Raw genomic sequence first — 17,398 nt, 5'->3', positions numbered from 1 at the left:
GGCCGGGGCGTCAGAATAGCAGGGGGTGGATGGGTTTCTCGTGGCGCCACCGGATGGGTTCCTGATGTCGTTTGACATGGCGGGCGGTGATCATGGTGACGCCCTCCGCTGGCCTTCGCCCGTGACGGCTTAGACGCGGGTGAACTTACCGTCCGCCTTGTCCTGGCGGCCCGAAACCAGGCGCGAGGACCCCAGCATGACGAGGCGTCCGCGGACATCGCTTGGCATCATGCGGCAGCGGAGGTCTGCCCGCGCCGCTAAAGGACGTTGAGGATCGAGGCCTCGGGGGAGGGGATCACGTCGGCGGTATCGCGCGCTTGGCGTCCAGTAGCGGCGTCACCGGGATCTCCACGGTGCCGCGATCCGGCCGTTGTAGGTCCAACGTCATGGTGATCACGCAGGCGAGCAACAGAGCCATGATGGCGGCCGAGAAGCGTCGGCTCGCCTCCGCAGCTCCGGCGCCATAGCCCGCGAAGCCCATCGCGACCAGAGCAGTGCCTACCAGGACGGTGTAGACCGTCATGGGGACATGGTTGCGCAGGGCCGTTACGCGCCGCTCTGTGGCGTCATCGAGCGCCTGCAGCGCGCCCGTCATGCGGTAGACCTGGAGTGAGGCAGGCGATGCGATCGCTGCATCGTCGAGGCGTTTCCATACCCGGGCCGAAACATCCGCCATGTCCGCCATATCGGCATCGAACTTCGCCGGGTCGTAGGGCACGCCGAGGCCGATAGCGAGGTCGGCTTCGTGCCGGAGGTCGCTCAGCATCGGCGCGCCAGCGTCGTTCGGCAGCAAAGGAGCGATCCGGGCGGCATCGCGCAGGGCGTTCGCCTGATCCAGTACGACGGTGCGGCGCATGTCGTAGCGCGCCAGAGCCATGGAGTAGGTGAAGGCGATCAGGAGTGCCAGGAGCGCGAAGGCGGCGGTGGCGAGCGTCGCGGCATCCTTATCGCGATGTCGGGCGCGCCCGAACCTGCCGCCGAGCTGGTGACCGACTTCGCTCGCAACGACGAGCGCGACGACGAGGGAGGCGAGCAGCGACGGCAGGCTGAGTGACTGGACGAAGGCAAACACCAGGGCGGGTCTCGATGAGAAGGCTAAGCCACAACGCGAAGGTCAGCGCTCAGGGTTCGGCCTTTCGCAGCCGCACGCCGGGAGGCACCCGTGTTCTCGAAAATGAACCTAACGCCAGTGCGCTCCAGCGTTGGCTGGATGGCAACGGCCTGCACGGCCTTGATCGGCGACTAACTCCGCATGCAGGATCGCTCCTGCGGTAACGATCCTCACCTTTGCCGCCAGATCGTTGCGCTGCAGCCCGAGGAGGACGTGGGCTTCGCGGATCTGGCGCCCGGTGATGGTCATCACGCCATCTGCCGCGGCCGCGCACCAGCGGCGCCCCTGTTCTCAGGATTGAATGCCACTCCTGCGGCTTCAAGAACCTCACGGATAGCCCCGAGATGAAGTTCTCCCAGGCACCGGATGTCGGCATCGTCTAGGGCCCTGTTCACGTCGTCGAGGGCGAGGAAGGCCCGTATGGCGAGCGTCAACGGCGTCCAGCCGACCAGGGCGAGTGCCTCTCGGATCTGGTTAGCGACGAGGATCATGCGCTGTACTCAGAGACGGCTTGGCTCAACGCAGGATCGAGATTCCGGCTGGTCCAGCCTGCATCAACTACGATCGGGCCGCAGCGGCAATGGCGATTGTCCGTCCACCCCGGATAATCCATTGCGGGGTAGATGCAGCAACCCGCCACCGGCACGCCCGCAGCGCGCGCCGCCGATACCTCGACCGCTACGCCTCGCAGCCAACCAGGCCCTTCATCCCCCTCGGCACCAGTTTCAGTAATAATGATCGGGCGGCCGTAGCGGGCGAAGATCTCGGCCAGGATGTCGCGCAATGGCCGGTATCCTTCCCCGCCCGGCAACAGCTTCGGACCCTCGTGAACCCATTGATTGTCGGCGTAGAAGTTGATTCCAATGACGTCGAGAAGGTCGGGCGAGCCCCCCAACTCCGGGTTGCGCCGACCCGCGATCATATCCCAGCTCTCGAACATCGAGAGCCGATGACCTTCGGCGACGGCACGGTCAACATCCCGCTTCGGGACGATGTGGATGGCGGGATCGGCGTGCACCAGCCTAGCACGGGGGTCGACATCGCGGAGCGCGCGGGACGCTTCGACGCTCAAGCGGACGAGCTGGCGCTTCCAATCCGCGCCGCGGCCTCGCGCGCAAGGTGCGAAATGGCCCTGTTCACCGCCCGCAAACGCCCAGTAGCTGATCTCGTTGACCGGGCACCAAAGAGGTATGCCGTCACCCTCCTGCCGCATCAGTTGTGCCGCGGCACGCGCAAAATCTGCGAAGCGCTGCGGCAGAGTCGGAGACCACGCGTCGACATCATCCGGCAGGCCGAAATGGCATAGGTCCCACACCACCTCGACACCTGCCGAGGCTGCGGCTCGGATCATCGGCAGGACGCTCGACCAATCATAGCGGCCGGGAACGCGCTCGATCAGATGCCAACGGAAGGCGTCGCGCACTGTGCGAATCCCGATCCTAGCTAACAAATGGTAATCAAGATCAGCCTCGGCGTCGTGACGGCTCTGCGTGATCACATCAACACGCCGGCCAGTGTCGAGCACCATGGTGGCAGCTTCGAAGCCACCCATCGCGAAAGAGCGCAACGTGAGATCGCCAGTGGTGGGAGGCGGTTTAGGGCCAAGCTTGATCACAGATCGGCTTTCCGCAGCCGCACGCCGGCTCCGCCGCCATTCTCAGGGATGAACTCGACGCCGGCAGCTTCGAGGGCTGCACGCATGTCGTCGAGAGTGCGGTCGTAGGGTGCGCGTCGTCCTGTTTCGAAATTTGCAATTGTCGCCTTGGCCACTTTGGACGCTTCGGCCAAACCCTCCTGAGAGATGCCAACCAAGGCGCGAGCGGCCCGGCATTGTGCGGCAGTAAGTGACATTTTTGGGCTTACCTTGCATCAGAGGTGTTGACATCGCCAATGCAGGGCGATATTTCTGGTGCAAGGTTAGTGCATCAGGAGGCTTCTTGCAATGACCATTCCTCACGCTTCGGCGAGCTACTTGTTACCCTGCACCCCCACCGGGGCTGAAATCCGCTTCAAGCATGAGTTTCTGGTGCGCCTGCCGCACTACGTAGCGCCCGTGAAGGGCTGCGCAGACCTCCGTGTCCACCTCGGCGTGCCTGAGGTGGATCGCGTGTCGATCCTGCCGCCCGGGGCCGCGTGGTGCACGCTGGCGCCCCGCTCCGACACCTTCCAGCGCGCCCTGCGTGAGATCCGCGGCCCTGAGGCCGGTGCGATCCGCAAGCGAGCCTTCGAGCTGATAACAGCCGATGCCGAGCTGGTCGAGGTCGTGCTGTGAAGTCCCGCCGCTATTCAATCACGCTCGACGGCCTGGGACTGGCGAAGCCCGCCAAGACCCGCCTGTCGGCAAACCGCTCCCGCCAGTGGTGGGCTCGTCGCTGCCCCGGCCTCGTCGAGGTCCGTCGCGTGAAGGGGTGCCATTCGTGACCCGCCGCGCCCGCCACATCGCCGGCCTCGCCATGTGGGCCGCGGACCGCCCCTCCTATCGCCTCAAGCTCGGGTCGCTTGTCGTCCCGTTCGATCTGCTGACCGACGACGCCTTGGCCGACCTGCGAACACGGCTCGCTCGTGACCTCCGGCAGGAACGCCGCCGCATCGAGGCTAACCGACCCTTCTACGTCGCTGCGGCCCTCGCCGCCGGACACCGCCTTCCGCCCGAGACCGCGCGGCTCGCCGCCGCCTGACGCGGCCGACCTTTCCGAGTTTACTGGAGTTTTTGCCATGCTTCTGCGTGATCGACCCCGCACGTCTACTCGGGCCCTGATGCCTGCCCCGGCGCCCCTGCCGAGCCTGTCTGACGCCCTCGCGCGTCGGGCAGCCATATTCGGGCCGTTCGACGGCGACGAGCCTCCTGCGCCTTCCCTGAGGCTCTTGGCGCGGTGTGCCGCCGCGCTTCGGTCGGTGGCCGATCTCCTTGAGCCCGGGACAGGGCGGTGATGGCGGCCGAGGCAGGCACTGGCCTCAGCGATACCACACCACCGCGATGGACGGCCCCGCGAGCAAAGCCGCTCCGACTAGCGCGACCATGCACTGGAGCCATAACGGCAGCTTCGTCCTGGCACTTTCGTCGGCCAACGCCCGCTGGTCGGTCATCGTCTTCGCTCCGCGCGTCGCCCACGCACTTCCAATAGCCACGCTTCCGGTTAACGTCGGCACCAGCGAGGCGAGCGCCGCATAACCCTTCCCGTCGCGACCTGACCGGCGCGGCCGAACTGGTCCTGATCCTGGGGCCGCCACCCACCATCAACTGGAGATTTTGACATGCGAAAGCGTGAAGGGCGGAGCTTTGCCCCGCCACTACCACCACCATTCCGCCCGAGCCCCGGGCGCACCGGCCGGCGAGCCTGGGAACGCCCCGACGTGCCGCGGTCCGTGGCGCCCGTGCGGGTGCCGCTTCCGTCGCCCGACCCGATGGTAGCCGAGATCGAGGAGCCAGAGGAGGCCGATGCGGTCGACGTGTTCGGGCTTCTATCCGTCGAGGCACGCCGGGACGTGCTGGCGGGTTCCGTGGCGGGTTTCGGTGGAGGTCGGTTATGAGCGGCCCCGTCAATCGCCGGACCGCCCTGCGGGGCTCCGTAGTGGCGTCCCTGAACCTCGTGGCTGGCGTCACCGCCGCTCAGGCCGCACCGGTCCTGTCGGCCAACGATCGCCGGCTCGTCGCCATCGCGGACGAGCTGCTGGACATCGACACCCAGGCGAACGCCCTTGACGAGGACGCGCCCTTCGAGGCGCCCGACCTACATCATCGGATCGCCTGACGGGCGAGGGTTTGGCGAGTCCTTCCGCCTCGTCATGGAGCGGTGGCACGACGCCATGGAGGCGTGCCCAGACCACGTCGAGCGCGTGGTGGCCTACCTTTCCGGTTTGGACGGGGCTTCGTCATGAAGGGCCGGCGGCTTCGGCTATTCCTGGTCAAGCGCGACGGGCCGGCCTCAGCCTTCCAGGTGCGCCGAACCCTCGTAGATCTTCTCATCGTCGCAGTCCCGCACCGTGACGATCGTGGTGCCTGGCCGTCCCTCGATCTGCCTGATCTCTGCGAGGGTGCGAAGGAGGGTGCTGGCCTCGACCATGGCTCTGTCTGCGCTGGACAAATCCATGCCGATCACGTCGTGCACCTGCCGCTTGCCGTCGTCGATGTCGAAAAAATATCGCGGCATCGTCCCTCCAGACCGCCCCGCACCGGCTTGGTGCAGGAGGAGATACGAGGCGCTCTAACCATGGTTTCGGTTGTAACCGCACCGAATCGAATGGTGACCGCAGCCAACACGTGGGCACGGGAACAGGCTGCGGTCACCCGAGCCAACCATCGGGCAACGGCTGGCTCGGGGCCAGAATACCAAGGGAGCGAGGGCCCACCAGCAGGCGTCGGTGACAGCGTAAATGGCCGCGGCTCTCACGCTGAGCAGGGTAAGGTGCCGCGGCCACCCGAGCCGACGCCGGGTGTGAGAGGCGGCGGCTCGGGAGTAGGTACGTCGAACACGGATGCGGGTTTCAGCGGCAGAAGGTAGCCGCGACGAGATAGCCGCAGCGTCTTCAGGCTGAAACGAGGCGCCGCGGCCATCCTGAGCCAACAGAAGGATAAATGCTGACCCGGCTGACAGAATGTCGGGACACAGCGAGGCGCCAGGAGAACAACGCAGATGTGAACGGCCGTGACGAGACCACTCTCAGTCGAAAGTTACGAGACTGAGTTCGCTGGCCGTCATTGCGTCGTCCTCGCCGATGCTGGCGACCCACACGACGCCCGCGACAGAGGCAACAACGATGCAGGCGAGAGACGAAGCGAGTGCGATCGTAGATGGGGAAAACGAGGTGTATTCCAGCCACTGACAGGCGCAGACGCCACACCACCCAAGGAACACCCACAGGATGAGTGTGAAGACGGCTCCAACGACGATCCCACGCATCACCGACCCTCGAAGGTCTCACAGCAGATCGCTGCAACCGCTCAAGGGATACGATCAGAAGATGGTTAACACATGTTTAACGGCTTCAACGCCACGAGCATCGGAGCGCAGGTCGACGGCGTCGGTGGAGCGTCTGCCACGGTCTTGGTGAGGTCACTCAACCTGCAGCTTGTCGGCCGACATTTTGCCGGAGCGCTTGTCGGCGACGAGTTCGTAGGAGACCTTCTGACCCTCCTGGAGGTCGTTCATCCCAGCCCGCTGCACGGCGGAGATGTGCACGAAGGCGTCCTGGCCTCCGTTGTCGGGCTGGATAAACCCGAAGCCCTTCTCAGGGTTGAACCACTTCACGGTGCCGGTCGCCATCGTCGTCGTCCTATCATTCGATGGCTGACAACGAGCGGGGCGCGTAGGCGTTCCGTGCGGGCGTTGGATGCCGCATTGGGTGGTCAAATAGGTCGCGTAGGCGAGGCCCATGTCTCCTACCAAGATGGACACTTCAGTTTACTCCTGTCACCCCTCGGCTCCTTCCAGGGGGACGCCTCGAACGCTCCTGTATTTATCGATTGCCTCTTTGAGGAAAGACATAAGGGCAAAGAACATCACACCAGCCGCTTGAACTCGCTCGAAATCCTCGTCCTTGGTATGGATATAAGCAAGAAATCCGATAAGGCCGATCCAAAACCACCTCTTGAGCAATTTGAACCAAGATGTCTCCCGCAAAGCTTTCAGTCTTCGTTGCTCGATCAGAAACGGCGATGTTCCGAAATCGATGTAGGGACGACCTCGCACTATGCGTCTCGGACCAGCGAAAGCCCAAGCGAACGCTGCTATAGTAACGCCCAACAACATAGTCCAGGCTACCGTGGCTGTCCAAGAGCTTATGGTCGGCATCACGTAGACGGCGTGTGCGACGAAAAACGTGAGCGGCAGGTTCAGGACGGACAGGACGATCGCAATGTGACGACGCCTGCCATGGATCGAGGCCATCCGGTCCCGCTCCTCTGCTGTGACCAGCACGCCGCGGGCGTCAGGATTAACTCGATAGGTGAAATCATCACCGTTCGGCTCGAAGTGGCTGAGGAAGTGCTCACGCGCATCCATGCGACTTCTCTCTCCAGGCGCGGGAAGCTCACGATCACTGATTCTACCACGGGCCGCGTTGCAAAACGGTGTGGCAACAGAGAAAATCCCGTCATGGTTGCTGAAAATTGCCGCCCAGCTACGTTTTGTGGCGACGGAAGGAGGCAAGCCGACCTCGTCCGCGACACTCGCCGGGCTCAAGGTGCAGCGCTTCGGGATCGCTCCCAAGACGCCGCGGTCCTCTGGTGGGCGCCGTCCATCGTGCTGGCCGTGGCGGCGTTGGCGGCCGACCGAGCGCGGTTCCTGCTCGTGCTGGCCAGGGTCGACATCCTCAAGGCCCTGGGCCGGCGGGATGCGGCATTGCGGCGTTGTGAGGCCCGGCGGCGGGCGCTGATGGGGCGGCGGGGGTGACGCGCTCGCCTCGCCGCTGTTGCAGCACTACGTTGAAGAGATCGGCTGACGCGCTCGCGGTGGTCGTTGAAACGGTCGCGCCTAGCCCGACGGGGCGAACGGAGGTTTCCCCGACCTCCTGGCGCGGCCACCTTCGGGGATCGGCTGGGGAGCCGATCATGGAGCAATGCGGAAAGCGCCGAGCCGTCCACGCGCCTACTCTTAAAGGGTGGGTGGATTTGGTCTTTGAGGATCACCACCCGTCGTCGCAACGGCATCCGCCCTACGACGTCGAAGTCGCCGCGCTCCAGGAGTGGAACTTTTCCTACAATCTGACGCGCGACGAGGACAGGGCCGCGCTGCTGCGCGTGTCGTGGACGTGGCCGACCGCCTGCGCCTGGATTGCATGGCGGACTTTCGAGGGCACCTCGTCGGGCGTGGCAGCCTTTCGAGCATGGCGTGGTCGCATCTGGCGCGAGAGCGCATTTAACGCGCGGCCGGAGCGTCTCGTGCTGTTGCCAGCGGCCGAGTTAGATCTCCGCAACGCGCTGGAGGCCGACAAGCTATCGGCCGAGGCCGTGCGGGGCGGCGATGTGATGGCGATCGGCGCGGGCGAGTGGCCCCGGCTCGCGTGGGAGACGAACCAACACCACGAGGTAATCGAGTTCGACCATCTGCTGATGCTCGGCACACCGCGCTACGAAGGCGTCACACTGCCCCGCGCGGTCGTGATGCGGCTTTGGCCGGCCCTCGACGGATGGATGCCGGACGGGGCTGTAGGCGTGGTGGAGGACGCGCCGACGCCAGTCGTGGAGCCGATAGACGCTACCTTCCGGGAGATAGCGGAGGACGCGGTTGCCGACGATGTGCCGCTGCTGACGCCTCCGCCGACGGAACAGGAGCGGCTGAATGCAATTGCAAGCTCTCCGTCAGCTATCTGTGGCGGCCTTACCTTCGAAAAACGCAAGGGCAATCGGCGATACCCTTTTTGGGAAGAGCTGGGCAGAGTGGCTGCCTGCCGCGTCACAAGAAAACAGGCAACCACAGCCTGGGAATTTTACCACGACAACAAGGGTCGCGGCCGTCCACCGAGCAGCCTCAAAATACCACCGAAGCAATAAATACCGCCGGCGGTATTTGCGGTTTTATTCAACCTAGACGGTTTCTGACATATAAGCCGATATAGCCATATCGCACCGCAATGAAGCGGGGCGACATGGGAACATCGTCATGCATCGCCATTGGCTGCGGACGCTCGACGCCGCGGAACACTTGAAGCTCAAACCGGCTACGCTGATCGCCTATCGGCATCGTGGGGTTGGTCCCCGCTACAGCAAGCTCGGATCTATTGTCGTCTACGATCTGGCGGACCTCGATAGCTGGGCCGACACGCGGAGCGTCGATCCAAGCACGAAGATGCTTCCCGAAAAGGAGGCCGCGTAAGGCTCATGACCCGTAAATCGAAAGGGGCGCCCCTCGCGAAGGCGCCCCTCAGAGACGTTGCTTTCCTGGCCGGAAGCGATCTCGACAATAGCGAAATTCACCAGGAAATCCAGACACCGCAAGCCGTTTTCTGGCTCGCACGTCGGACTGGCCTATCCGTGTCGATGGCGGCGGCGGTCGCATCGGCCAACGCTTTCGGGGGGTGCCGCTGATGGGCGCCGTCCTCAAGTTCCGGCCCCACGGGGCCACCCTTGTGGTCTCTTATGACCATGGGAATTGGCGGCGCGACCTCTTCGACGAAGAGTGCTCGCTGATCGGGACCCGCCACCTCGCGTGTGTCCCGCACCTCTACGACTACATTTCCGCGATGCGTGACGACGGGTGGCGCCTTCTGTTTGGCGACGGCACGGGCGGCATGCGCGCTGAAATCGTGGAGGCGTTCACATGAGCGCCGAAATCATCCCGATCCCCCGCGCCTTCCGCCTCGTCATTATCCAGCCCTGCCAGGAAGGGTTTGCGATTGCCTACCTCCCGCCTGAGGGCGGGCGGAAGCCGCTCGGGGTGCGGTCTGACCTTGCTGCGGCTCGCCTGCTGGCTGGCAACGAGGCTTTCAAGATCGGCAAATGCCGCGTGCAGGTTCTGGCCGATGGAGGCCGGGCGTGATGGCCTCGCTCCCCCCGACCATCTTGCCGAAGGTCGGGGCCCTGCTGCGGATGCTGGCCAGCCCGGCGGATGGTGAAGCGTTGAATGCCGCCCGCGCCCTTAGCAGGGCTCTCGGCGGCGTCGGCCTAGACATCAACGACTTGGCGGACGTGGTCGAGCACCCGCCCGCACCGATGGTCCTCTACCGTGAGGCAGCACCCGTCCGGCGCCCTCGTGCTCCTCGGACGTCGAGCCCCGGCAGTGTCGAACTCACTGCGACCCGGCGGCGCCAGGTCATCGACGCCTTGAGCCGGGCTTCTGCGCGGGGCGCGCTGTCGGATTGGGAAGCCGAGTTTTGCGCCTCAATCATCAAAGCTCTGCAGGGCAGCCGGCCCCGTCTCTCTGCCCGGCAACACGAAGTCATCGAACGTCTCATGGTGAAGGTCGGGGGGAATTCAGCATGGGCCTAGCGGGTCAGACTGACGGGATGCGCGACCCCTTCGCCTACGCTCGCCGAGCCCTGGACGCTGAGTGTGCGACACTGTCCTCGACGGGGCAGGGGCGCAACGACCAGGTCAATCGCTCCGGGTTCGCCCTCGGGCAGTTCATCCCCGGCGGATACCTGAGCCGTGGCGAGGTCGAGCACCGGATCATGGCTGCGGCCGAGGCTTCCGGCATCGTGCGGAAGGATGGTCCCGCCGCCGTGCGGGCTTCCATGCGATCTGGGCTCGATGCCGGCTTGCGTCAGCCTCGCGACCTTGGCGCTGGCGAGCCCCCGCGCGCAACGGTTCACATCCTGCGGCCGAAACCTCAGCTTTCAGGTGTCGACCTGCCGGACTGGACCGAACTCGACGAGGAGGGGCGGCCGAAGTTCATCAGCCTCGGTCAGGCAGAGCCCAGGCGGTTCGACGACGAGGTGAGGCGTCATGTCTACACACGGGACGGTGCGCCCGTGCGCGTGAAGACCAAAAACCAACAGGGCCGGTTCACCAATTGGTTCAAGGTCCGCCGGCCGAGCGACGGCGCGGTGGGCTGGCAAGCCAAGAAACCGGCGAGCTGGATCGACGCGCCCTATGTGCCCGCCGGCGCGCCCAACCCCTTCGACCCGGAGCGCCGCGGCGAGATGATCGCATGGCCCGAGGGTGAGAAGGATGCCGACGCCTTGGTGGCGCGGGGCTGGTTGGCATTCACGTTCGGCGGAACGAGCGACTGTCCCGACCTCGCCGGCCTGCTCGAAGGGCATCACGTCGTCATCATGGGCGACAATGACGTACCGGGAGAGAAGGCAGTCTCGCGCAAAGTCGAAGCTGCGCTCCAAGCCGGGGCCGGCACGGTCAAGGTGGTGCGGTTCCCGGACCTGCCGGAAGGCGGCGACGTGTCGGACTTCTTCGACCAGGGCGGGCAGGACGACGACCTGCTGGACCGGGCAGAGCGGATCAACCCCACGACTTGGCGGGCGCCTGCGGACGACGACAAGCAGCCTGAGACAGGATCTGGCGAAGCCTTCAACGATCCGCGGGCGAACGCCTCCGCCCCGCCGCCGTACAGCATCACAGCGCGGCCGTTCGTGTGGCGCGATCCTTCGACTTTTCCGCGCCGCCAATGGCTCTACGGGAAGCACCTCGTCCGCAAATTCCTGTCGTGCACCGTGGCGCCCGGCGGCGTTGGGAAGTCGTCCCTGCAGCTCGTCGAGGCCATCGCCATGGCGACCGGGCGCCCCCTGCTGGGGACGCAAGTCGCGGAGCCCCTGACGGTCTGGATTATCAATCTGGAAGACCCGCTTGAGGAGCTTGAGCGCCGGGTCCTGGCCGTCCTGCTCCACTTCAACATCCACCCCGACGAATTGAATGGTCGGCTGTTCCTCAACTCGGGGCGCGACACGAAGGTGGTCATCGCCTCGACGACGAAGGCCGGCACGATGGTGGCCCAGCCGGTGGTCGACGCCCTCAAGGCCGAGATCCGGGCCAAGGGAGCCGACGTGATCGTGATTGACCCGTTGGTGAAGGCCCATCAGGTCCCCGAAAACGACAACGGCGCGGTGGACATGGTCTGCACGGCGTTCGCCGAGATCGCGGACGAATGCGACTGCGCCTTCGACCTCATCCACCACGTCCGCAAAACCAACGGCGCCGAGGTCACGGTCGAGGACGGCCGTGGTGCCGTGTCCCTGCTGGCAGCCTGTCGATCGGCACGGGCTCTCAATCGCATGTCGAAGGATGAGGCCGAGCGCGCGGGTGTCAGTGAGGCCCGGCTGTATTTCCGGGCCGAGAACGGCAAGGGCAACCTAGCCCCGCCCGAGAAGGCGGAGTGGTTCAACCTACGCAGCGTGCCGCTGGGCAACGGTACGCCCGGCATCCCCTTTGATGATGGCGACCAGGTCGCGGTGGCGACGTCATGGACGTGGCCGGACGCCTTGGAAGGTGTGAAGGTCGCGGATCTTCGCAAGGTTCAGTTGGAAATCAGCCGAGGCGAATGGCGAGAGAACATCCAGACCCGCAGTCGCTGGGTGGGGCACGCCGTTGCAGCTGCCATGGGCCTCGACGCGGAGAGACCGACCGACCGCTCGAAAATCAAAGGGCTGCTGTCGGTCTGGATTAAAACCGGCGCGCTCAAGCTGGTCGATAAGCCGGATGCAAAGCGGGAAATCCGCACCTTCGTGGAGGTCGGCGAATGGGCAACCGACTGATGCCCTTTGATTGCTACGCTCAAGCTGCCGCACCTTGGATGAGGTGCGGCAACCCAAGTGCGGCAAGTAGGGCGCCGTGCTGCCGCACCACCACCCCCTTATGGGGTGTGGGGGGTGCGGCGCGGCAAGGTGAGGGTAGGCAAGTGGGGTGCGGCAGGGGGCAGCTTCCGTGAGCGTCTCGGCGATCCTTCCGGCTGATGTCCGTGCCGGCGTGGCGCGCGAGCTGCGGACCCTGAAAGACCTCGGCCGAAGTGGGTCTGGAGCCCTTCGGGACGCCATCGCCATCACGGCAGGCAAGATCCGAAATGCCCCTGCATTAGTCGAGCACCAGGCTCATCCCGGCAGGTGCCACGCCTGCGGTGAACCCCTCGACGGGACCCAGCCGGAAGTCGCGGTCATGCAGGCAAAGGGCGGTGGCCACCTCTGGCTCCACGGCGGGGAATGTCACGACACCTACAGCCGGCGGCGGACAGCCTTGGTCGACGACATCATGCGGAGCGCCGGATACGGGCCGCAAGCGGAAGGGAAAGCAGCATGAGCGCGCTCGTCATTGGAATTGATCCGGGCCTCGGCGGTGCCTTGGCGCTGCTGACGTCGGACGGGGCGCTCGTCGACCTCGACGACATGCCGGTCCTGGCAGATGGCGCTGCCGGTAGGAGGGCGATCAACGCGCCGCTCCTCGCAGCTCGGGTGCGGGCCTGGGGTGCGGGGCAGGCCTTCTGCGAACTCGTCGGGCCTCGCCCTGGTGAAGGTGCCGTGGGTGCATTCGGGTTTGGCCGCAGTCGGGGCATCATCGAAGGGACGCTCGGCACGCTCGGTGTGCCCGTCGTCATGCTGGCCCCGGCATGGTGGAAACGCCGCGTCGACATCGGACCCGGTGCCGATCGAAAGGACGAGGCCCGCAGCAAGGCCATCGCCCGGTGGCCGGCTATGGCGGACAAATTCGCCCGGAAGCGTGACGACGGGAGAGCAGAGGCGGCCCTTATCGGCGCTGCCGGGCTGCAGCGTGAGGCGGCGGGGCGGTGATCGCTAAAGTAGCGAGAAATAGCGATGGGCCGAATTTCGGGAAGCCGTATCGCGAGGGTGGGACCGCTCTAAAATAGACAGCCGATAGACGCTGGCCGGCTTCGCAGCGTTGAAAAACTATCAACGGATTTCAGGGGTCAAACGATCTCTGCCGCGCCCTGAAAGCAGCGCCGTATCAATGGCCTCAGGCCGGGCCCGCACTGAGATCAAGCACTTTGCAATGGCCGCCGCGGGTTTCGGGACGGCTAATTCATTTGAGCCGATTTCCACTCTCGTTCGATGAAAGGGCGCCCGATGGGCGGGTTAGGCAGCGGCCGAGAGGCCCGTTTTCGCACGGTGGAAGGCGCCTTCCGCCTCGATCTGGCAGGCTTGTTCAAGGGTATGCCCGAGAGCGGCAAGGGCACTGCCACCATCGGACGCGAGGGCGGTCGTCTCTGCCGGTCGATCGAGCGCATGGAAGTCGACCTCGACATCTGCGGCGGCTCGGGGTCGATCCGCCTGCGCTATGAGGTGCTGTCGCGCGGAGATCTCGTTGTCATGGGGGACAGGCTGATGCTCGTGTCGCTGCCGCAGCCCTTCGGCGGCCGGCGGTGGTGGGCGACATGCCCGATATCGGGCCGGCGGGTGAAGTCGCTCTATCTGCCGGCCGGCGCCCTCCGGTTCGCGTCGCGCGAGGCCTACGGGCTGCGATATGAGTCCCAACGGATGAACCCCAAAGATCGCGCGCTTGAGATGGCGCAGCGGGTCCGCCGCGAGCTGGGCGGCGAGATCGACGTGTTCAGTCATTTCCCTGATCGGCCGCTCGGGATGCACCAATCACGCTATGAGCGGCTTCGTGCTCGTGGGATGGCCGCAGAGGCGGCCAGCATCGCCGCCCTGCGGGCTTGGCTCGACCTTACGAACAACATGCGCGCTCGGCCGTCGCGGGCGAGGGCGTGAGGGGGCGGACGGGTCGATGCCGGAATTCCCGGCAACAGGGAGTTCGCGCCACCGTGGCGCAAACCTCGGCCCTCGTGGTGGGCGCTGACCACTTCGGGGCCGTGTCACTGCGGGTTTTCCGATAGCGAGTTGGAGGGGATGATCTGCCAGATTTGAGAGATCGAACCTCGCCGCCCTACAGCGGTTATCCCGGGCCTTTGAGCGTCGGGACCCCGGCGTGGCCCCGGACGAGCCTGCCATGACCGTACCCGCTCACCAGATGACGCCGTCACAGATGGTAGTCCTTCTCGACGCGGCTTTCCGCGTAGCGGATCCTTTGGCGTATCTCGAGTCGGCCGCCACGACGTTCCGCATGATTGATCGTTCTGAGGATGCCCGGGCCATCGCCTTTATGGGATGCCTTCTCGCCGAAGGGGAAATCGAACTCCTGATGAGTCTGAGAGCGACGTGGAAGATGGGACGGGTCCGCAGCCCGGAGAGCATCGTGGGCTGAGGCTGGAATGCCTGTTTGTCGCATGGAAGGGTATTCGCCGCGTTCTACAGCTTGGGCGATGTCAGGTCGATCGCGTTTGATGCGAGAGGCAATGTACTCGGACCGATCACCACCACGCGAAAGCTGTTTATCATCATAAACAGCTTTGTTGCCTTTTCCTCCCATAGCTCCAGCTTGAGCCGATGTTTTAGCGACAGGCACTTTCCCCATCACCTCTGCGGCGACCGCGGCAACCCTTCGATCACCATCCCGCTCATCAAGGACAGCATGCGCGACGTCGGCAGAGAACCCGAGCCTTCATGTCTGAAAGTGGAGTCGCCAAAAGTGACGACTCTACCCGCGCCGACCGTGCATCACGGTATCATGACGCGACGGTAAAACCTGCCGCTGCGTTCAGATCGCCAAATTGGCGAACTGAACCTCCGGCCCTGCGGTAGAGCGCCTCAGAAGGTTCACCATTTTTGTCGAACCTTTTTACTCACTAGATCTGGGGAACGGCCCCGGCCGCATATGTCGCCAGATTTGGCAACATTTCCCCCGCGCCACCGTGGCGCGCAGTCACTGCCACAGGCTGTGGCACCAAGGGGCGTCGATATCGGCACGCCCGTCTGTAGGCATATGCCAACGGTTGGACCGTGCTGCACGGCGTGGCAGGGTCACTGTCGCAGAGCACAGCAGATGGTGTTCGCAATATTTGCGAAGACCTGGGCCGGCTCGGCAGGATGCGTCCGCAATTTTTGCGGAGGCATGACACGCGCCACCGTGGCGCAAACCCCATTTCTCGTGGTGGGCCTGACCACTTCGGATCCCATGTCACTGGGGGGGTTCTCCGTAGTGAGCCGGGCGGCAAAACCATCGCCAATTTGGCGACCGTTATCACCCCGCTCCACCGTGGAGCGCGGTAAATCCAACACCGTGTTGATTTTGCGCTCCCCAAATCCGGGGACCTCAAACAACTACCGTGGCATTGAACTTTCGCCAAATTGGCGACTCTTCTTGCTGCACGCCGACAAGCGCCATCTCACAGCGTCCCACCCGGTATCTGCTGCTTCCTCTCGGTGCTCGCCACCAGCCCCACTCTCCTTCCGTTCGGCTTGCGCGGGCTTTGCAGAACCCGTTGCGCCATCGCACCCCGTTGACCCCTGCCATTGAGGAGTGCTTACCTCTCTTCAAGCACGGTCCTGATGGAGCCAGCGCATGGCGGCGTATGGGTACTCTTCCTACTATGGATATGGCTACAGCTATTATAGTGGCTACGGCGGTGGCTATTATAGCGCAGAACCTGGCGCCTATGCCGATCATCATGGCCTGTCATACTACGGTGAGAGCTACTATTATGCTGGCACATATGGCAAGTTTCAAACCGTGAATTCGGGTTACGAAACCTACACAGGCGGAAAGCAGTATTACGCCGCAACATTTGGCCCGAGCGGAACAGATATATCGACATCCTATCGCATCGGAACGGCCACAAATAACTACAGTTACTCTTCCAGTTACTCGTACAACACTTACGATCGAGGTTATAGCGCATATTTCTTTGGTGATAAGTTCGCTGAAACGACGCAAAGCACGCAATCGGGCACCTACGATCGAGAAGGATCGTTCGGCTACTCTCACACCGTGAATACGTTCAGTGAGAGCTACTTCGACGGCTCCTACCGCGGCTCCTACACCGTGACGGACACGACGACGTACCAGGGGCATGTGGTGCCGGACGAGTCCAGCTTCTACAGCCTTCGAGTGTACCAAGACGCCTACGGCTACTCGACCTACACGGCGCAGCACAGCTAGGTGAAACGAGCCATTCATTCGCCTTGTGCGGGTGACGAAAAACCGGATCGAACTGCCTCTTGATGTGCTGAGTTGTCGCGCAGGAACATCAGAGACCGATCATGCCTCGCTACTTCTTTCACCGCACCGATGGCGATTTCGATCCTGACCGTGAGGGAACCGAGCTACCCAACCTCAATGCCGCACGCCTGGAGGCGATCCGGTATGCCGCCGAGACGGTGAAGGACAGCCCGGATCAGATATGGTCGAGCACTCCGTTCCGGATCGAGGTGAGCGACGATACCGGAATGCTCCTGAGCACCGTCATCATTCTGGAAATCGAGGCACCGGCCGCACGAGGGCTGAGAGGCAGCCAAGTCCCTGATTTTGCTGGTAGGTGAGGCAGCTACATAAGACCGGGAAAGTCGGGCGTGCCGATATCGGCACCCCTACCGTCGAGGGTTTTCCGACAAAATGTCGGGAAAGTCAGGTGTTGCGATATCGCAACCCCTTGGGGCGCCTGCATCCGACTTTCTGGTCAATCTGGGCGGAAACTCTGCCGCCTCGCCATTTCGGTACGGATTGAACTGAAACTCGGGCGGGTGAGGAAGTTGGCGCATCTGCGCCGGTTTGGCCCTCTCACTTACGGAAGGCGCTTGACCCCAACTCGCTCTGGCGGACCATCGACGCCAACGTGCCAGGCGGGATCGTGTCGTTCATACCGTGCGCGGCCACGGTGACGAGGATCGGCCGTCCATCCTTCTCGGCTCGCCATCGTTGGTGGCTACCATCGTCGTGCCGGTGGAGCGTGAACCCGTGGCGGCTTAGGATCTCGATGAACTCGCGATAGGTGAGGATCAGACGGGGCAAGGCATGACGAAGCGGGCCTCGCGGCCGTGACCCTTCAGTCCCTG

22 protein-coding genes and 1 pseudogene are annotated in these 17,398 nt (G+C 64.1%); 13 read left to right on the top strand and 10 right to left on the bottom strand.

Annotation, left to right across the window (positions count from 1 at the left end; genetic code table 11):
* Window positions 1-295: 295 nt before the first annotated feature.
* The 5 genes and pseudogenes from D3272_RS26310 to D3272_RS26290 form a co-directional block, all read right to left on the bottom strand.
* Window positions 296-1,072 (bottom strand): bestrophin-like domain, encoded by a 777-nt coding sequence (locus tag D3272_RS26310; protein ID WP_129222201.1) that lies wholly within the window; start codon window positions 1,070-1,072, stop codon window positions 296-298.
* A 108-nt stretch (window positions 1,073-1,180) separates the two neighbouring features.
* Complete coding sequence (locus D3272_RS26305; protein WP_165361548.1) at window positions 1,181-1,363, bottom strand: hypothetical protein; 183 nt, start codon at window positions 1,361-1,363, stop codon at window positions 1,181-1,183.
* On the bottom strand, window positions 1,360-1,602 hold the full coding sequence (locus D3272_RS26300; protein ID WP_129222199.1) for a transcriptional regulator: 243 nt from the start codon (window positions 1,600-1,602) through the stop codon (window positions 1,360-1,362). Before D3272_RS26300 ends, D3272_RS26305 begins: the two co-directional genes overlap by 4 nt.
* Window positions 1,599-2,726, bottom strand: a complete 1,128-nt coding sequence (locus D3272_RS26295; protein WP_129222198.1) for a glycoside hydrolase family 1 protein — start codon at window positions 2,724-2,726, stop codon at window positions 1,599-1,601. Before D3272_RS26295 ends, D3272_RS26300 begins: the two co-directional genes overlap by 4 nt.
* Window positions 2,727-2,734: 8 nt before the next feature.
* Window positions 2,735-2,962, bottom strand: a pseudogene (locus tag D3272_RS26290) (helix-turn-helix domain-containing protein); the annotation flags it as partial.
* A gap of 91 nt (window positions 2,963-3,053) precedes the next feature.
* Here D3272_RS26290 and D3272_RS26285 point away from each other — a divergent pair.
* The 3 genes from D3272_RS26285 (at window position 3,054) to D3272_RS26275 (ending at window position 4,863) form a co-directional block, all read left to right on the top strand.
* A complete protein-coding gene (locus tag D3272_RS26285; RefSeq protein ID WP_129222196.1) occupies window positions 3,054-3,383 on the top strand; it encodes a hypothetical protein in 330 nt (109 codons plus the stop codon).
* A 145-nt stretch (window positions 3,384-3,528) separates the two neighbouring features.
* Entirely contained in the window at window positions 3,529-3,789 is a 261-nt protein-coding gene (locus tag D3272_RS26280; RefSeq protein ID WP_129222195.1) for a hypothetical protein, read from the top strand.
* Window positions 3,790-4,638: 849 nt separating this feature from the next.
* Entirely contained in the window at window positions 4,639-4,863 is a 225-nt protein-coding gene (locus D3272_RS26275) for a hypothetical protein (protein WP_129222194.1), read from the top strand.
* 174 nt (window positions 4,864-5,037) lie between these two features.
* Here the strand turns inward: D3272_RS26275 and D3272_RS26270 are convergent, their stop codons facing one another.
* From D3272_RS26270 to D3272_RS26255, 4 genes are all read right to left on the bottom strand, one after another.
* A complete protein-coding gene (locus tag D3272_RS26270; protein ID WP_129222193.1) occupies window positions 5,038-5,262 on the bottom strand; it encodes a DUF6894 family protein in 225 nt (74 codons plus the stop codon).
* A gap of 510 nt (window positions 5,263-5,772) precedes the next feature.
* Window positions 5,773-6,012, bottom strand: a complete 240-nt coding sequence (locus tag D3272_RS26265) for a hypothetical protein (RefSeq protein WP_129222192.1) — start codon at window positions 6,010-6,012, stop codon at window positions 5,773-5,775.
* A 153-nt stretch (window positions 6,013-6,165) separates the two neighbouring features.
* Window positions 6,166-6,375, bottom strand: coding sequence for a cold-shock protein (locus D3272_RS26260; RefSeq protein ID WP_129222191.1), 210 nt, complete (start codon window positions 6,373-6,375; stop codon window positions 6,166-6,168).
* Between the two features lie 147 nt (window positions 6,376-6,522).
* Window positions 6,523-7,113 carry a hypothetical protein gene (locus D3272_RS26255; RefSeq protein WP_129222190.1) on the bottom strand — a complete coding sequence of 197 codons (591 nt, stop codon included), beginning with the start codon at window positions 7,111-7,113 and terminating at the stop codon, window positions 6,523-6,525.
* 602 nt (window positions 7,114-7,715) lie between these two features.
* On the opposite strand from D3272_RS26255, the gene D3272_RS26250 reads away from it, so the two are divergent.
* The 10 genes from D3272_RS26250 (at window position 7,716) to D3272_RS26210 (ending at window position 16,885) form a co-directional block, all read left to right on the top strand.
* Entirely contained in the window at window positions 7,716-8,603 is an 888-nt protein-coding gene (locus D3272_RS26250) for a hypothetical protein (protein WP_129222189.1), read from the top strand.
* 109 nt (window positions 8,604-8,712) lie between these two features.
* A complete protein-coding gene (locus tag D3272_RS26245; RefSeq protein WP_129222188.1) occupies window positions 8,713-8,925 on the top strand; it encodes a helix-turn-helix transcriptional regulator in 213 nt (70 codons plus the stop codon).
* 211 nt (window positions 8,926-9,136) lie between these two features.
* Window positions 9,137-9,373 carry a hypothetical protein gene (locus D3272_RS26240; RefSeq protein ID WP_129222187.1) on the top strand — a complete coding sequence of 79 codons (237 nt, stop codon included), beginning with the start codon at window positions 9,137-9,139 and terminating at the stop codon, window positions 9,371-9,373.
* Complete coding sequence (locus tag D3272_RS26235; RefSeq protein WP_129222186.1) at window positions 9,370-9,588, top strand: hypothetical protein; 219 nt, start codon at window positions 9,370-9,372, stop codon at window positions 9,586-9,588. Before D3272_RS26240 ends, D3272_RS26235 begins: the two co-directional genes overlap by 4 nt.
* A 466-nt stretch (window positions 9,589-10,054) precedes the next feature.
* The gene (locus D3272_RS26230) at window positions 10,055-12,253 is read left to right on the top strand and encodes an AAA family ATPase (RefSeq protein ID WP_245496804.1); all 2,199 of its coding nucleotides are present in this window, start codon (window positions 10,055-10,057) and stop codon (window positions 12,251-12,253) included.
* A gap of 534 nt (window positions 12,254-12,787) precedes the next feature.
* The gene (locus D3272_RS26225) at window positions 12,788-13,279 is read left to right on the top strand and encodes a RuvC family protein (protein ID WP_129222185.1); all 492 of its coding nucleotides are present in this window, start codon (window positions 12,788-12,790) and stop codon (window positions 13,277-13,279) included.
* 336 nt (window positions 13,280-13,615) lie between these two features.
* On the top strand, window positions 13,616-14,218 hold the full coding sequence (locus D3272_RS26220; protein ID WP_129222184.1) for a hypothetical protein: 603 nt from the start codon (window positions 13,616-13,618) through the stop codon (window positions 14,216-14,218).
* A 238-nt stretch (window positions 14,219-14,456) separates the two neighbouring features.
* On the top strand, window positions 14,457-14,711 hold the full coding sequence (locus tag D3272_RS26215) for a hypothetical protein (RefSeq protein ID WP_129222183.1): 255 nt from the start codon (window positions 14,457-14,459) through the stop codon (window positions 14,709-14,711).
* A 1,623-nt stretch (window positions 14,712-16,334) separates the two neighbouring features.
* Complete coding sequence (locus tag D3272_RS27595; protein ID WP_165361547.1) at window positions 16,335-16,505, top strand: hypothetical protein; 171 nt, start codon at window positions 16,335-16,337, stop codon at window positions 16,503-16,505.
* A 101-nt stretch (window positions 16,506-16,606) separates the two neighbouring features.
* Window positions 16,607-16,885, top strand: coding sequence for a DUF6894 family protein (locus tag D3272_RS26210; protein ID WP_129222182.1), 279 nt, complete (start codon window positions 16,607-16,609; stop codon window positions 16,883-16,885).
* 238 nt (window positions 16,886-17,123) lie between these two features.
* On the opposite strand, the gene D3272_RS26205 is transcribed toward D3272_RS26210, so the two are convergent.
* Window positions 17,124-17,398, bottom strand: a 275-nt coding sequence (locus tag D3272_RS26205; protein WP_245496803.1) for a type II toxin-antitoxin system HicA family toxin, incomplete at its 5' end; no start/stop codon positions are given.

Source organism: Lichenibacterium ramalinae, assembly GCF_004137085.1.
Lineage (GTDB): Bacteria > Pseudomonadota > Alphaproteobacteria > Rhizobiales > Beijerinckiaceae > Lichenihabitans > Lichenihabitans ramalinae.
This window is presented reverse-complemented; position numbering and strand designations above follow the sequence as displayed.

Coding starts and splice junctions, on each gene's coding strand:
- D3272_RS26265 (WP_129222192.1), bottom strand. CDS start 6,012: ATGCGTGGGATCGTCGTTGGAGCCGTCTTCACACTCATCCTGTGGGTG.
- D3272_RS26245 (WP_129222188.1), top strand. CDS start 8,713: ATGCATCGCCATTGGCTGCGGACGCTCGACGCCGCGGAACACTTGAAG.
- D3272_RS26270 (WP_129222193.1), bottom strand. CDS start 5,262: ATGCCGCGATATTTTTTCGACATCGACGACGGCAAGCGGCAGGTGCAC.
- D3272_RS26300 (WP_129222199.1), bottom strand. CDS start 1,602: ATGATCCTCGTCGCTAACCAGATCCGAGAGGCACTCGCCCTGGTCGGC.
- D3272_RS26240 (WP_129222187.1), top strand. CDS start 9,137: ATGGGCGCCGTCCTCAAGTTCCGGCCCCACGGGGCCACCCTTGTGGTC.
- D3272_RS26255 (WP_129222190.1), bottom strand. CDS start 7,113: ATGGATGCGCGTGAGCACTTCCTCAGCCACTTCGAGCCGAACGGTGAT.
- D3272_RS26215 (WP_129222183.1), top strand. CDS start 14,457: ATGACCGTACCCGCTCACCAGATGACGCCGTCACAGATGGTAGTCCTT.
- D3272_RS26235 (WP_129222186.1), top strand. CDS start 9,370: ATGAGCGCCGAAATCATCCCGATCCCCCGCGCCTTCCGCCTCGTCATT.
- D3272_RS26260 (WP_129222191.1), bottom strand. CDS start 6,375: ATGGCGACCGGCACCGTGAAGTGGTTCAACCCTGAGAAGGGCTTCGGG.
- D3272_RS26275 (WP_129222194.1), top strand. CDS start 4,639: ATGAGCGGCCCCGTCAATCGCCGGACCGCCCTGCGGGGCTCCGTAGTG.
- D3272_RS26285 (WP_129222196.1), top strand. CDS start 3,054: ATGACCATTCCTCACGCTTCGGCGAGCTACTTGTTACCCTGCACCCCC.
- D3272_RS26230 (WP_245496804.1), top strand. CDS start 10,055: ATGCGCGACCCCTTCGCCTACGCTCGCCGAGCCCTGGACGCTGAGTGT.
- D3272_RS26225 (WP_129222185.1), top strand. CDS start 12,788: ATGAGCGCGCTCGTCATTGGAATTGATCCGGGCCTCGGCGGTGCCTTG.
- D3272_RS26210 (WP_129222182.1), top strand. CDS start 16,607: ATGCCTCGCTACTTCTTTCACCGCACCGATGGCGATTTCGATCCTGAC.